Origin of the sequence: Enterobacter cloacae complex sp. Mu1197, from assembly GCF_040059225.1 — a bacterium.
Classification (GTDB): domain Bacteria; phylum Pseudomonadota; class Gammaproteobacteria; order Enterobacterales; family Enterobacteriaceae; genus Enterobacter; species Enterobacter quasiroggenkampii.
Window position 1 is genome coordinate 2,332,740 of sequence record NZ_CP157375.1, and the last position, 12,702, is coordinate 2,345,441.

Genomic DNA, 12,702 nt, shown 5'->3' on the forward strand with positions numbered 1-12,702 from the left:
AACAAGAGAGGAAGAGACAATGCAGGAAATTGATTTTTATCTGGTGGATGCCTTCAGCGACAAAACCTTTGGCGGCAACGCGGCAGCGGTCTGTCCTCTGGAAGAGTGGCTGCCGGACGAGACGCTGCTCAAAATGGCGCAGCAGCATAACCAGTCTGAGACCGCCTTTTTCGTCCGTACCGACGGTGGGTTTGAGCTGCGCTGGTTTACCACGCTGGATGAAATTAACCTGTGCGGCCATGCCACGCTTGCCGCCTCGCACGTTATTTTCGAATACCTTGACTATCCGCACACTGAAATCACCTTCACCACGCGCTTCGTGGGCGAGCTGACGGTTAAACGCAGCGGCGACTGGCTGACGCTGAACTTCCCCGCGTGGTCAACGGAGGTGGTCGAGAACCCACCTGCGCTGTTGTTTAGCGGCCTGGGCATCACAGAGGCAAAAGAGGTGCGAGTTGGACGTGATTACCTGGTGGTGCTGGAGAGCCAGCAGCAGGTAGAAGCGTTAACGCCGGATATTGGGGCAATGCGTCCGCTGGATAAAATGATCTGCGTGACGGCGCCGGGCGATAAATATGACTTCGTCAGCCGCTTTTTCTGCCCGGGCGAAGGGGTGCCCGAAGATCCGGTTACCGGATCTGCCCACAGCATGCTGATCCCTTACTGGAGCGAAAAGCTGGGTAAAACGTCACTCAATGCCCGCCAGGTGTCACACCGTGGCGGGGATCTGCGCTGCGAATTGAAGGGCGACCGCGTGCTGATCGGCGGTCAGGCCACCCTATATCTTAAAGGGCGTGTTTTCCTGCGCTAGCCGAGTGAGGCGCCGCCGCATATCACCATCTCCTGACCGGTGATAGCGGCGGCTTCATTGCTAAGTAAGAAATTCACCAGTCCCGCCACCTCCTCTGGGGCGATCAGACGTCCGATTGGCGGATACTTCGGCGGCGAGGTTTCTCTCCCCGGTGCGCTGAGCATCGGCGTTTGGGTAGCCCCTGGCGCGACCACGTTAGCGGTGATCCCGCGCGGGGCCAGCTCCGCCGCCCAGCTTCTGACCATACCTACCATTGCTGCTTTGGTGGAAACGTACTGCGATCGTCCTGCTGCACCGCGAGAGGTTCTGCTGCCAATCGCCACAAACCGTCCACCTGCGGCCATTGTGGGCGCAAAATGGTTAAACAACGCCTCACAGGCCCGGACGTGGAGTTGCCACAGTGAGGAGCTCACATCGTTTTCGAGCTGGCCCAGGGGCGCAGCGGCCATCATCCCTGCAGCATGGATCACCGCCTGGGGCGTCGCGATGGTTTGCAGGGCGCTGCACAGCGCAGCAGGATCGCTGATATCCACGCGCAGGCCCGTGAAGCCAGGGGCATTCAGCATCACTGCCCGGCGGCTGAGCCCGGTGACCTGCCAGCCTTCCGCCAGTAAACGCTTGACGATGGCTTCACCAATTCCGGAGCTGGCCCCGGTGACGACGGCGTGACGCATGTCAGACCTCCAGCATCGCTCGGGGAATTTTAAACACCGCTTTGCGAACGCTCAGCGGCGCCTCTGCGGCGCACAGCGCCTGGTGGGGTTCTCCAGGACAAAAGACCGCAAAGTCTCCTGCGGCAAGACGGATCCTGACGCTGTGTTCAGCAGGTGAAGTAATAAAGAGATCCGGCTTACGCTCTTCGTCCTCCGGCTTGCCAGTGGGGCGTGCGCCAGCATAAATATGTTCTTCTCCTGCCAGGACAACCTGAATATCGGCCCACTGGCGATGGTACTCCGTATGCCGATCTGCACGTGGCTGCGTCTGCGCCGGACCAATCTGGCAAAACCAGGTTGCATTTTCCGGCTGCCAGCGCCCGTCATCGCGTTCGCTGAGCGCCTGCAGCGTGCAGTCCGGACGGGATAGCAGGGCGTACAACGCCGACGGAAGCCCTGCCAGCGGCAGGGCGTTGAGATGACCGATAATCATATGGACTCCTTAACCCATTCCGGGGTCACCCGCACATATTTGATGGCCTGGCGGAAGTAGGTGTACGCGATATGAAGCGCGCCATCGGGCCCCTGTTTGATGCTGGGATAGGAGAATTCGCGGTTCAGCTTTTCCAGAGAGTTGTTGGTCATGCAGTAACCATCCCCCTCGTCCAGATGACGCTGCCACGGCCAGCTTTTTCCGCCGTCCGGTGAAATGGCGACGGTCATCGGTGCCCGCGGTGCGCCCCAGAAGGCCGCCCGACCGTGGGTAACAACCGGCTCCTTGCGGTCATCACCATCGTCAATTTCATCGTATAACGAGGCGCGACGTTCCCGCGCCCCGGCGGCGCTCATGGGGTTAAAGACCAGCGCGAGTTCACCGCCCGCAAGCGTGGTCACCTGGATAGAGGAGTTATTATTAGGGAGCTCCGTGGGCTCCGGTGCGGACCAGCTTTCGCCGTTATCCGTTGACTGGCTGTAATAGATATTGTCTGCCCAGCGGCTGCGGAACAGGGCGACCAGTGTGCCGTTGAGCAGGCGGGTAATATTCATATGTACGCAGCCGAGGCTTTCCGGTACTTCAACATCGCGCCACGTTTTGCCGCCGTCCCCGGATATTTTTACCGCGCTGATATCGTCGTTTCCGACCCATTTCTCACCTGGTTGGGTACGGCAATAAAACACCGGGAGCAGCCAGTTACCGTTATCCACCACGACAATCGGCTGGCGGATAAACGTGCCCGGTTTATCGAGCAGGGTAGCGATCTCCCCCCAGGTTTTCCCCAGATCCCGGGACTGGCGATAGCGAACGATAGCCGTATCCTGATTACCTGAGATCTGCGCGGTCCACAGCAGCCACAGGACGTTGTCCGGGGCCAGGAACAGAACCGGGTTCTGTTCGGAACGTGTGGCATCGTCCGACAGTTTTACCGCATCACTCCACTGCTGGCTGCCCGGTGCCAGGCGTGATCCCCACACGGAGATATCGGCAATGCCTTCCTGAGTGCCGCCAAACCAGACGCACATCAGCGAGCCATCCGGCAGCGGCAGCAGATTCGCCGCGTGGTTTTGTGGGCAAGAGGAGGGCAGCATGGCGGTTTGCACGTGCGCATCCTGTTGTGGTCGAACAATCCCGTCGCGGGTTACGGTTACAGACATATCAGACTCCATTATTTTGAGCGGGGGTTGGCGCTTTACCCTGCGCTTTTCCCGGAATGAGGCGGTCGATCGCCATGATGACGGCAGGGGTCAGCAAGGCAATGTACATATTGTTGATGCCGAAAGGATCGCCCAGCAGATACCAGACGGAGGTGACGACGCAGGCGCCAATCAGGCCCGCATTGGCACCGCGGGTGCTGCGGAAGAACGGCGCGTAAAACGCAATAACGGCCACCACGGAAATCGACAGGCGAATGGCGCGGGTAAAGAACGAGAGCTTCAGGACTTCAGGTACCAGCAGAACAAAAATCAGCGGCAGGAAACCAATCAGCAGGGAGATCCAGCGGGTGGCCTTAAACTCCTGATCGGGCGTTGGGTTGCGCATCGGCACGTAAAAGTCTTTTACCACCAGAGAGGCGATAGCCAGCGCCACGGTACTGACGCTGACGAAAATAGACGCCACCAGAGAGGTGGTGACCAGGCCGGCCAGCCACGGGTTCATGTCCTGCAGGAAAATCGGCATTGCATACAGGCTGTTAATTTCCGGGTGCAGGTATTTTGCCGCCACCCCAATCACCGCAATGGCCAGCGCAATCGGCAGGCAGAAGAAGAAGGCGACCCAGGTAGAGCGTTTGGCCGATTTCACGTCTTTGGTGGAGGAGATTGCCTGGATTACAAACTGGGTACAGAAGATAGAGCCGATGGTGCCGATGAGCCACGCGAAAATGGTCGACGCACCGATGTTACCGTCCCAGGTCCAGTAGAAGGCCGGCATGTTTTCGATCATTGGCGTAAAGCCGCCGGTTTTGGAGAGCGCAAAGCCCATGATAGCCAGGATACCGAAGTATTTCAGCGCGCTGTGCAGTACGGTCACCCAGGCTACCCCCTTCATGCCGCCAAAGGCGAAGTAGAAGGTACTGACGATGGCCGTAATGAAGGCGGCAACGGGCAGGTTGACTTTCAGTACGGTGGAAATAGCCGCTGCGCCGCTGACATAATTCCCCACGTTAACCAGCAGCAGGGCGTAGATCATGATGACAGAGATAATGTTTTTGGTGCTGTTACCGTATTTTTCAGCAATCGCACCAGAGATAGTGATTTTCCCGGTGTTGTAGATGCGTTTTACCAGCAACAGGCCAAAGAGCGGGAAGCCAATCGCGGCCCCGATGACCGACCATGACGCGGCAAAGCCGTCTTCAAACGCCGCCTGTGCGGTGCCGATGGTGGATTTAGCACCGATATACTCGGACATCAGCAGGATCCCGACAATAAACGCCGGCATCGCACGCGAGCCTTCCATAAAATCGCCGGAATTTTTACTGCGGATCCGGAAGGTCAGCCAGGTGGTGAAAAGGATGTAAGCAATAACAATGCCCACAATGATTAGGGTATCTTCAGCGGTAAAATTATTCATCTTTGCCTCTCTTCAGGGCGAGTGAATCCTGGGCACCTCGGGTACCCGGTATTCTTATTGACGAAACCAACGCCGTTTAGTTAAGTGACGTTGTCACTATTCGGCGTATCTGTTGGCACTGCTGCTCGCTAAATGCCACGGCATATCGGCTCTCACCGACGTCTTCACCCATGATCTGCAGCGCTTTTTTGACTGCGGCAGGGGAAAACGCCACGTTGTACAGATCGGTGCGCAGTTGGGTGACGCTCTCCTGCGCAAGGCGGGAACCGTCAATATCCCCCGCGTTAAAGCGTGACCAGATAGCGTTGATGGCCGTCGGCGCCACGTTTGCCAGCCCGGAAATGCAGGCCGAACATCCGTCGACGAAGCCCTGGTGGATAAGCGAATCTGGGCCGTTGAGCACGTCGAATCCATCCATGTCCCTCACCGCATTAAGGAATCCACGCAGGCTTTCATAGCTCCCGGCACTGTCTTTAATACCGACGATGTTGGGATGTTCGGCCAGCGCGCGTGCGGTAGCGGGTTCAATGGTATTGCCGGTACGCGCTGGAATGTTGTACAGAAATACCGGTACGGCTAGCGCGTCGGCGATAGCGGTGTAGTGCGCGACGAGTTCAGACTGTTTCAGCGGAACGAAGTAAGGGGTAATAACGGAAACGGCATCGACGCCCAGCGAGGCGATCTGTTTCCCCAGACGGATGGTTTCGCGGGTCGAAATTTCCCCAATGTGCGCCACGACCGGTGCGCGCCCGACCACCGTTTCCACGCAGGTGCGGGTGACGGCGATTTTTTCTTCTTCGTTAAGCACGAAGAACTCGCCGTTTGTGCCGCCGCAGAAGATGCCGTTGCCAGCACTGAGTTGACGATCGATCTGTCGTTTCAGGCCCGACAGGTTCAGCGCGCCTTCCATGTCAAAGGGGGTTACAACGGCCGTTAGCACGCCCCTGATGTTGTTACGCATTACACACTCCTTGGCTATTAATGTTGGGGAAACAGTGTCCGGTAAATCGCCTGCACCTCGTCGTGATTAACCTGACAGGGTGCATTGTTCATGAGCCGCTTAACGTTAAGGGCCGCATCACTGAGGGAGGCGATATCTTCACGCGGTACACCCAGTGTCTCCAGGTTATCCGGCAGGTTGAGTCTGCGAACCAGCGCGGCAAAGTACTCCACCAGCAAGTGGGATTTTTCTTCGTCTGACAGCGACGTATCCGCGCCGGGCACCAAATCCCAGACTTGCGCAAATTTTGTCACGCAGTGGGGACGAACCACGCGCATGCAGGGCGCCAGCAGAATCGCGTTGGCTACCCCGTGAGGCAGGTGATATTTGCCGCCGAGCGGGTAGGACAGGGCGTGAACCAGGTGCGTGCCAGCATGTGCAATGGCGACCCCGCCGTAGTAAGACGCCCACAGCATCTCCAGTTTCGCCAGCAGATTGCCCGGTTCGGCGCAGGCCGTTTCAATGTTGTTGAGCAGCTTAGACAGGCCCATCAGCGCGGCGTTATCGCTAACCGGATTAGCGACCGTTGAGGTGAAACACTCAATCAGATGGCACAGGGCATCAATCCCGGTGGATGAGGCAATGTGTGCGGGCATGCTGGTCGTCAGCTCCGGCAGCAGGGCTACATAATCGGGCAGCAGGACGGGGGAGATGATGCCCACTTTCGTGCTTTGCTCCGGTATGGCCAGAATGGCATTCGGCGTTGCTTCCGATCCGGTTCCTGCAGTGGCCGGGATCAGCAGTGACGCGATGCGTGCCACCGGTTTTATGCCCGCGAGCAGGTTGTCTAGCCCTGGAGAAAGCGGGTGACAAAGTACTGAAAGCAGTTTGGCTACATCCAGTACGCTACCGCCGCCGAGCCCGACGACCAGCCCAAACGTTCCCTTTAACGTCGAGAGCAGTTGGTTCACGTCGTGATGGGTGGGTTCAGGCGGGACATTGTCGATAATTGTGACGCCGCGCTGGTCCTCTTCGAGGATCGCGCGGATCTGCTTTGCTGCCTCCAGACGCGCAATATTGCCGTCCGTCACCAGCAGGATCTGCGTTTTATCAGTAAGTAATGGCCTGATGGCGGCGATGGCATTCGCCCCGCTAATCAGGGTGCTGTTGATCGTAACCACGCTTTTCTCCTGTCTCTGTATCCATGATTGATTTCGCTCAAGCAAGACGCTTCATGGTCATCGTGTGGCTAAATTTATAATTTATTCGCAAACTGATTAACTTGATCTTGCTCACATATAATCAATCATGATTGAATATAATCATTAACGGGAAAGGCTAACCCGAAGTGGGGATGAAAGTGAGCAATGTGAACAGAGAGGTCGTGGTCGTCGCCGATGACTTTACCGGCGCAAATGATGCCGGTGTCAGCCTGGCGCTGTGCGGCAAAAAAGTCAGCGTGGCGTTTCATACACCGTTTACCCAGGCGAGCGATGTGCTGATCGTTAACACCGATTCCCGGGCGCTGAAGGCATTGGAGGCGGCCGAAAGGGTGGCCGCACTCGGGGCTGAAATCGTGGATGCCCGCTGGCTCATTAAAAAGATGGATTCCACGTTGCGTGGCAATGCAGGAGCCGAATCTCAGGTTCTTAAGGCATTAAGCGGCAGGCGGCAGGTGATCGTGGCGCCGGCATACCCGTCAGCAGGGCGGATCACGCGGTACGGCAGGTGTCTGGTAAACGGCGTTCCGGTGAATGAAACCGAATTTGCCAGCGATCCCAAAACGCCTGTCCCGTCTGCCGCTATTGCTGACCTGTTTACCGGGGTGAGCGCTAAAAGCGTGACCGTGAAAACGCTCACTGCCGAACTTGCCCGAGGAACGGAATGGCTCATCGTGGATGCGCACACCGATGAGGAGATGGACGCCATTATCGATGCCGCGTTGGCCTGCTCACAGAGGCCGCTGCTGGTGGGCTCTGCCGGACTATGCGATGCGCTGGCCCGTCATCTGGCCCCGGTTCGGCGTAAACAACTGCTGGCCGTCGTCGGCTCGATGAGTGAGATCGCGCAACGACAGATTGCACTGGCGGTAAGCCAGGCGGACGTCTCGTCGGTACTCATTGATGTGAATGACGCGCTGCGCGGAGACACGTCCGGGTATCTCGAACAGATTGCGCAGGTACTTCAGTCTGGCCATCACTGCATTGTGCATACCTGTGCGGGCCACGAGGCTCGGCATCAGGTCGAGCAACTCTGCCAGCAGTATCGCGTCACCCGCGCAGGCCTGGGCGAAAAAATTTGTACGTTTTTAGGCGAACTGACCCGACAGGTGCTGGCGGCGCAGACGCCTGACGCGCTGTACGTCTCCGGTGGCGACGTGGCGATGGCTGTCGCGAGGGCACTGGATGCTCGGGGGTTTGAGATTACCGGGTGCGTCGCACAGTGCGTGCCAGTCGGAAAATTTCTGGGTTGTGGCTGGCAGCAGCCGGTAATGACCAAAGCAGGGGGCTTCGGAAACGAAGAGACGCTGCTTGAGGTGTTGCATTTTATCGAGGAGAGACTGAGTGACTAAAATTATTGCTGTAACCATGGGTGACCCGGCTGGCATTGGCCCGGAAATCATCATCAAATCCCTCACCGAGGGTGAGTTGTCAGGGGCGCCTGTGGTGGTTGTGGGCTGCGCCAGAACGCTGCAGCGGGTGCTTGAGAAAGGAATCACCGGGCAGGCGGATATCCGCACTATCGACACGGTCAGCGGCGCGCGCTTTGCCGCTGGCGTGATTAACGTGCTTGATGAACCTCTGGCCGATCCTGATGCACTGAAGCCGGGTATCGTTCAGGCTGAGGCCGGGGATCTGGCTTATCGCTGCGTGAAGCGTGCTACCGAACTGGCGATGGCGGGTGAGGTGAAGGCGATTGCAACGGCTCCCCTGAATAAAGAGGCGCTGCACCTGGCCGGGCATCTCTATCCGGGTCATACCGAGCTGCTGGCGCATCTGACCGACAGCAAAGATTACGCCATGGTGCTGTATACGGACAAACTGAAGGTGATTCACATCACGACCCACATTGCGTTGCGCAAATTCCTTGATACGCTCAATCAGGATCGGGTAAAAACCGTGATTGGGATTGCGGATAGATTCCTGAAACGCGTCGGCTTTCAACAACCGCGCATTGCGGTTGCCGGCGTTAACCCGCATGCGGGTGAAAACGGCCTGTTTGGCGATGAAGAGATCAAGATTGTCGGCCCGGCTATCGACGCGATGAAAGCGCAGGGGTTAAACGTCACCGGACCGTGTCCACCGGATACGGTATTTATGCAATGCCACGAAGGAATGTATGACATGGTCGTTGCGATGTATCACGATCAGGGGCATATTCCGCTAAAATTACTCGGCTTTTATGACGGGGTGAATATCACCGCCGGCTTGCCGTTTATCCGTACCTCTGCGGACCACGGTACCGCATTCGATATTGCCTGGACCGGCAAAGCGAAGTCTGAGAGCATGACGGTGTCTATCCAGTTGGCTATGCAAATTACACGGGAATGATATGAAGGGATATAACCGGTTAGAGCAGATAATGGATTACCTGAAAGGGCACAATCTGGTGACGGTGGATCAGCTGGTGGCAATTACCGATGCCTCTCCGGCGACGATCCGCAGGGATTTGATAAAGCTCGATCAGGAAGGTGTCATTAGCCGCACCCATGGCGGCGTTACCCTTAACCGGTTTATTCCTTCCCAGCCCACAACGCATGAAAAAATGCAGCGCAGTCTGGCAGAAAAACATGCCATCGCCAGCGCGGCGGCAAGCTTTGTTAAAGCGGGCGACGCCATTGTGCTCGATGCTGGCACCACGATGATTGAACTCGCTCGCCAACTTACGCATCTGCCACTTCGCGTCATCACCAGCGACTTGCACATCGCGCTGTTTCTCTCGGAATTCCGTCAGATTGAAGTGACGATAATTGGCGGGCGTATTGATGATTCAAGTCAGTCCTGCATCGGTGAGCACGGGCGTCGCTTGCTGCAGAACGTGTGGCCAGACGTGGCTTTCGTTAGCTGTAACGGATGGGATATCACCCGCGGCATTACCTCACCAACGGAAGAGAAGGCTGCCTTAAAGCGGGATCTGATTGCCAATGCTAAACGTCGCGTGCTGCTGGCGGACAGTTCCAAGTACGGAGCCTGGTCGTTGTTTAACGTGGCGCATCTTAATACCCTGACGGATATCGTCACGGACAGCAGGCTGGACGAAGCGACACAGGCCGGGTTGAGGGCGTTAGATGTCCAGTTGACGCTGGCGTCATGACATAAGTTAATACTATGAAGCACCCTGGCAGGCCTGCGCTATGTTGAAATTTAGCCTCATAAAAAAGCAAGGAGCCTGCCATGTATTCCATTACCTCTGAATCTGCACGTCACCCGGACATTCTTAGCCTGATCGCGGCGCTTGACCGCTATCAGAGCGAACTCTATCCCGCTGAAAGTAATCATCTGCTCGATCTGGCTGCGCTGCCGGAAGCCTCGCTGATCCTGATGATCATTCGCGACCAGCAGCTTCAGGCCGTTGGCTGTGGCGCTATCGTGCTCAACGGCGACGGTACGGGCGAGATGAAGCGGGTCTATATTGACCCGGCCCATCGTGGCCAGCATCTGGGAGAGACGCTGCTGGCCGCCCTGGAAGATGAAGCTCTGAGCCGTCATTGCCATACGGTACGGCTGGAGACGGGCATCAGGCAGCATGCCGCGGTGCGTCTTTATGAACAGTGCGGATACGATTTGCGTCCGGCGTTTGCTCCGTACGTTGACGACCCGCTCAGCCTGTTTATGGAGAAGGCGCTGGTTGAAGACGTTCGTTTAGCAGCGCTATAAAGGCCTCCAGCTGGCGGGTCATCGCCCCGCGTCGCCACACCAGCCAGGTGGTGAGCCAGCGCCAGTTTTCTGCCAGCGGCCAGGCTTCCACCTGATGATGCCCAGGCATACTCTCCAGCATCGAGCGCGGCATCAGCGCGATGCCCGCGCCCGCAATCACGCAGGCGAGCATGCCGTGATAGGACTCCATCTCATGAATGCGGCCGGGCGCGGCGCGGTCAGCGTGAAACCAGCTCTCCAGGTGTCGGCGATACGAGCAGTTGGCGCGAAAGGCATACACGTCGCTGCCGCTGACCTGCGCGGCGCGCGAGATTTCCGTCTGCCCGGCAGGCGCGACCAGCATCATCTCTTCCCGGTAGACCGGCATTCCTTCCAGCTCCGGGTGCGACAGCGGCCCGTCGACGAAGGCGGCGCTCAGGGTTCCCTCCAGTACGCCATCAATCATCGTCCCGGATGGCCCGGTCGAAAGGGCAAACTGAATGCGCGGATAGCGCTGATTAAACTGTGCCAGCGTTTCAGGAATGCGCACGGCGGCGGTACTTTCCAGCGCGCCGAGGGCAAATAAGCCCTGCGGCTCATCCCCCGCGACAACCATGCGCGCTTCATCCACCAGCGCGAGGATCTGCTTGCTGTAGCGCAGGAAGTTATGGCCAGCCGGGGATAAACGCAAACGCTGGTTCTCACGAATAAACAGCTCAACGCCCAGATCGGCTTCCAGTTGGCGAATGCGGGTCGTCAGGTTAGACGGCACGCGGTGCACCTTTTGCGCCGCCTGGGTGATACTGCCCGTCAGCGCGACGGCGTTAAACATCTCAAGCTGGGTTAAATCCATAATGTTCTCGTTTCGTGAATAAGGTGGTTAGTATTATTCATTTTTAAGAAATAGCAGAGTGGGCCACAATTAATCAACCGAAAAACGTGGAGAACACCATGACTTATTCCTCTGCAACACATGCCTTCTCTGTCAACCCGGCCACGGGTGAAACCCTCGCCGCGTATCCGTGGGCGACGCCGGAACAGGTTGAACGCGCGATTTCTCAGTCCGACGCGGGCTATCGCCAGTGGCGTCGCGAAAGCGCCTCCCACCGGGCGCAAAAGCTGCGCGATCTTGGTGCCGCGCTGCGTCATCGCGCTGAAGAGATGGCGCAGACGATCTCCCGTGAAATGGGCAAACCCATTCAGCAGGCGCGGGCCGAAGTGGCGAAATCCGCCGGCCTGTGCGACTGGTACGCCGAGCACGGCCCGGCGATGCTGCGTGCGGAACCCACTCAGGTGGAAAACCAGAACGCGGTTATTGAATACCGTCCGCTGGGGCCGATCCTCGCGGTAATGCCGTGGAACTTCCCGCTCTGGCAGGTGCTGCGCGGCGCGGTGCCGATTCTGCTGGCAGGGAACAGCTATCTGCTCAAACACGCGCCCAACGTGCTCGGCTCGGCGGATCTTATCGCGCAGATTTTTGCGGATGCGGGTTTCCCTGACGGCGTGTTCGGCTGGGTGAATGCCACCAACGACGGCGTCAGCCAGGCGATTAACGATCGTCGTATTGCGGCGGTGACCGTCACCGGCAGCGTGCGTGCCGGGGCAGCCATTGGTGCTCAGGCGGGGGCCGCGCTGAAGAAATGCGTTCTTGAACTGGGCGGCTCAGACCCGTTCATTGTTCTCAACGATGCCGACCTGGATCTTGCCGTGAAGGCGGCGGTAGCAGGCCGCTACCAGAATACCGGACAGGTGTGCGCGGCGGCCAAACGCTTCATTGTGGAAGAAGGTATTGCAGACACCTTTACCCAACGCTTTGTCGATGCGGTTGCGGCCCTGAAGCTGGGTGCGCCGGACCAGGAAGAAAACTACCTGGGCCCGATGGCGCGTTTCGATCTGCGCGATGAACTGCATCAGCAGGTACAGGCGACGCTGGCAGAAGGGGCAACGCTGCTGCTGGGCGGTGAGAAAATCAGCGGCGAGGGGAATTATTATGCGCCAACCGTGCTGGCGAATGTCACCCCGTCGATGACGGCGTTCCGTCAGGAGCTGTTTGGGCCGGTCGCGGCCATTACGGTCGCGAAAGACGCGGAGCACGCCCTGATGCTGGCCAACGACAGCGATTTTGGTCTGTCAGCCACGGTCTTTACCGCCAGTGATGCGCTGGCAGAGACCTTCTCCCGCGAGCTGGAGTGCGGTGGGGTGTTTATCAACGGCTTTAGCGCCAGCGATGCGCGCGTAGCCTTTGGCGGCGTGAAGAAAAGCGGCTTTGGCCGCGAGCTCTCCCACTTTGGCTTGCACGAGTTCTGTAATGCGCAGACGGTGTGGAAGGATCGCGTGTAATCTTGAATTTCGGCCCTCTTCACGAGGGCCGTTGT

13 protein-coding genes are annotated in these 12,702 nt (G+C 58.0%); 6 read left to right on the forward strand and 7 right to left on the reverse strand.

Annotated features, from left to right (window positions below; all coding sequences use genetic code 11):
• Nucleotides 1-19 precede the first annotated feature (19 nt).
• A complete protein-coding gene (locus tag ABFV38_RS11075) occupies nt 20-811 on the forward strand; it encodes a PhzF family phenazine biosynthesis protein (RefSeq protein ID WP_348959386.1) in 792 nt (263 codons plus the stop codon).
• On the opposite strand, the gene ABFV38_RS11080 is transcribed toward ABFV38_RS11075, so the two are convergent.
• From ABFV38_RS11080 to ABFV38_RS11105, 6 genes are all read right to left on the reverse strand, one after another.
• On the reverse strand, nt 808-1,485 hold the full coding sequence (locus tag ABFV38_RS11080) for an SDR family oxidoreductase (RefSeq protein WP_348959387.1): 678 nt from the start codon (nt 1,483-1,485) through the stop codon (nt 808-810). The genes ABFV38_RS11075 and ABFV38_RS11080 overlap by 4 nt on opposite strands.
• 1 nt (nt 1,486) lies before the next feature.
• Nucleotides 1,487-1,957 (reverse strand): YhcH/YjgK/YiaL family protein, encoded by a 471-nt coding sequence (locus tag ABFV38_RS11085; protein ID WP_024908452.1) that lies wholly within the window; start codon nt 1,955-1,957, stop codon nt 1,487-1,489.
• Nucleotides 1,954-3,117, reverse strand: coding sequence for an exo-alpha-sialidase (locus ABFV38_RS11090; RefSeq protein WP_348959388.1), 1,164 nt, complete (start codon nt 3,115-3,117; stop codon nt 1,954-1,956). The genes ABFV38_RS11085 and ABFV38_RS11090 overlap by 4 nt, the downstream gene beginning before the upstream one ends.
• A 1-nt stretch (nt 3,118) precedes the next feature.
• The gene (locus tag ABFV38_RS11095; RefSeq protein ID WP_032640176.1) at nt 3,119-4,531 is read right to left on the reverse strand and encodes a sodium:solute symporter family protein; all 1,413 of its coding nucleotides are present in this window, start codon (nt 4,529-4,531) and stop codon (nt 3,119-3,121) included.
• Between the two features lie 76 nt (nt 4,532-4,607).
• Nucleotides 4,608-5,492 (reverse strand): dihydrodipicolinate synthase family protein, encoded by an 885-nt coding sequence (locus ABFV38_RS11100; RefSeq protein ID WP_348959389.1) that lies wholly within the window; start codon nt 5,490-5,492, stop codon nt 4,608-4,610.
• Between the two features lie 17 nt (nt 5,493-5,509).
• Entirely contained in the window at nt 5,510-6,652 is a 1,143-nt protein-coding gene (locus ABFV38_RS11105) for an iron-containing alcohol dehydrogenase (protein ID WP_348959390.1), read from the reverse strand.
• A gap of 173 nt (nt 6,653-6,825) precedes the next feature.
• Here ABFV38_RS11105 and ABFV38_RS11110 point away from each other — a divergent pair, with 173 nt between their 5' ends.
• The 4 genes from ABFV38_RS11110 to ABFV38_RS11125 all read left to right on the forward strand — a co-directional run bounded on the left by ABFV38_RS11110 (nt 6,826) and on the right by ABFV38_RS11125 (nt 10,348).
• The gene (locus ABFV38_RS11110) at nt 6,826-8,043 is read left to right on the forward strand and encodes a four-carbon acid sugar kinase family protein (protein ID WP_348959391.1); all 1,218 of its coding nucleotides are present in this window, start codon (nt 6,826-6,828) and stop codon (nt 8,041-8,043) included.
• Complete coding sequence (locus tag ABFV38_RS11115; RefSeq protein WP_032640168.1) at nt 8,036-9,022, forward strand: D-threonate 4-phosphate dehydrogenase; 987 nt, start codon at nt 8,036-8,038, stop codon at nt 9,020-9,022. Before ABFV38_RS11110 ends, ABFV38_RS11115 begins: the two co-directional genes overlap by 8 nt.
• A 1-nt stretch (nt 9,023) precedes the next feature.
• Nucleotides 9,024-9,785, forward strand: a complete 762-nt coding sequence (locus tag ABFV38_RS11120) for a DeoR/GlpR family DNA-binding transcription regulator (RefSeq protein ID WP_023311787.1) — start codon at nt 9,024-9,026, stop codon at nt 9,783-9,785.
• Nucleotides 9,786-9,865: 80 nt separating this feature from the next.
• Nucleotides 9,866-10,348: a GNAT family N-acetyltransferase gene (locus ABFV38_RS11125; protein WP_348959392.1), complete on the forward strand. Its 483-nt coding sequence runs from the start codon at nt 9,866-9,868 to the stop codon at nt 10,346-10,348.
• On the opposite strand, the gene ABFV38_RS11130 is transcribed toward ABFV38_RS11125, so the two are convergent.
• Nucleotides 10,302-11,180: a LysR substrate-binding domain-containing protein gene (locus ABFV38_RS11130; protein ID WP_348959393.1), complete on the reverse strand. Its 879-nt coding sequence runs from the start codon at nt 11,178-11,180 to the stop codon at nt 10,302-10,304. The two genes, ABFV38_RS11125 and ABFV38_RS11130, sit on opposite strands and share 47 nt — an antisense overlap.
• A gap of 98 nt (nt 11,181-11,278) precedes the next feature.
• Here ABFV38_RS11130 and sad point away from each other — a divergent pair, with 98 nt between their 5' ends.
• The gene (gene sad, locus ABFV38_RS11135) at nt 11,279-12,667 is read left to right on the forward strand and encodes a succinate-semialdehyde dehydrogenase (RefSeq protein ID WP_348959394.1); all 1,389 of its coding nucleotides are present in this window, start codon (nt 11,279-11,281) and stop codon (nt 12,665-12,667) included.
• Nucleotides 12,668-12,702 lie beyond the last annotated feature (35 nt).